3 protein-coding genes are annotated in these 1,547 nt (G+C 67.2%); 2 read left to right on the top strand and 1 reads right to left on the bottom strand.

What is annotated here, in order from left to right:
- On the bottom strand, positions 1–211 hold a 211-nt coding region (locus ACK5L9_RS17615), incomplete at its 3' end, for a hypothetical protein (RefSeq protein ID WP_416912759.1).
- 50 nt (positions 212–261) lie between these two features.
- Between ACK5L9_RS17615 and ACK5L9_RS17610 the strand changes: the two genes are divergently transcribed.
- Entirely contained in the window at positions 262–540 is a 279-nt protein-coding gene (locus ACK5L9_RS17610; RefSeq protein WP_416912758.1) for a hypothetical protein, read from the top strand.
- The coding region (locus ACK5L9_RS17605; protein ID WP_416912757.1) for a WD40 repeat domain-containing protein at positions 537–1,547 on the top strand (1,011 nt) is incomplete at its 3' end. The genes ACK5L9_RS17610 and ACK5L9_RS17605, both read left to right, overlap by 4 nt.

The following is a 1,547-nucleotide window of genomic DNA, read 5'->3' as shown; positions in this document are numbered from 1 at the left end:
TGGCCAGACCCCGGTGCACCGCGCGCATCAGCTTGTCCCGGCTCTGGGGCGGCAGGGCCTCGACGTGCTGGCGCACGCGCCGCAGATCGTCGGGATGCGCCGATTCCAGCGCGGTTCTGGCGGCCTGAACGCAGGGCGCGTCGTCGCCCGTCATCTGCGCGCCCTCTGTCGCCAGCAGTTCAAGAAATCTCCGGTCGGTCGGGTCCAGCATCTTTGCAATCCTCTGCCCTGTCGGTTCACCCCCGGTTACAGGTTTTCCCCATGACCAATCAACCATCCAGTCCCGCCACGCTGTTTCAGGCCAGACTTGAGACCACGCTAAGCCTGTCGCGGGAAACGTCCGAGCATCTGCGCCTGACCCTGAAGGCCTCCGGTCTGCAGGTGCTGGCGCTGCATGGCAAGACGGACGCGGCGCTGATGCGGGATACCGAACGCAATCAACAGGCGCTGCGCGATTGCGAGACGCGGATGGCGGCGCTTGAGGCACATCTGGCTGCATTGGATCGCAAGATGGCCGACGACGAAGAAGGCGAGGCATGATGATCGAGGAAAAACCCCCTCAGGCGATTTCATTGTTCGACCTGATTGGCCGGGACTGGCGACTGGACCGGACGGTGACGCAGATCGCCTTCAGCGCCAGTGGTCTGGCGGTGGCCTGCGGTCTGGGGGATGGTCGGCTGGCGCTGATTCAGGTGGCCGATACCGAGCACCCGGACAAGCGGGTGCGGACCGAGCTGGATACCGGTCGCATGTCCATCCGTCCGCGCGAAAACGCCCTGCCGGTGCCCCGGCTGACCGATCCGCTGATGCCTGCCGATGCGCCCGGTTTCTGCCGTCTTGGCGCGGATGGCTTTGCCGTGGCACATGACGGCGGTGAGGTCTGGCGCGTCACGGCCCGCGCGCAGGCGCTGCGGCTGGTCGGGCGTGGCGAGCCTGTCACCGCGCTGTGCGCCTGTCCGGCAAGCGGTGGCCTGTTCATTGCCCGAGGCCCGGAATTGCAGCAATTTTCCAAGGACGGCACCGGGCAGCAGAAACTGACCCTGTCCTGCCCGGCCCGACATCTGGTGCTGTCGGCGGATGGGCGGCGGCTGGTGGCATGGGGCGGCGGGCGCTTTTCGATCCTGACAACCGAACCCTTGCAGGTCACATCGGTTCTGGACCATGACGACGCGGTTCTGGGTCTGGCATGGTCGCCCGATGGCCGCTGGATCGCGGCGGGCAGCGATGACCGGACGCTGATCCTGATCGACGCCGATACCGCGCGGATGGACAGTATCGTCGGCTTTCCCGGCCCGGTCGCGGATGTGGCCTTCAGCCGCGCGGCGGGGGCGCTGATGGCCTCGGGCGCGTTCCGGCTGGTTGGCTGGCGCGGCCCCGACCTGCCCTTTGGCGATCATACCGGCAACCCGATCGGGACGGGACGGGCCGGGCTGACCCTTGCCGACCGCATCGCGCTGCATCCGCTGCGGGATCTGTGCGCGGTGGCATGGGGCAACGGGTTGGTGACGTTGTCTCAGATCGGCAGCAAGGACGAGCTGATGCTGTCC

Source organism: Paracoccus sp. (in: a-proteobacteria) (assembly GCF_047973135.1).
GTDB lineage: Bacteria > Pseudomonadota > Alphaproteobacteria > Rhodobacterales > Rhodobacteraceae > Paracoccus.
Note: the sequence above shows the minus strand (reverse complement) of the source record. Positions and strands in the feature narration are given on the sequence as shown.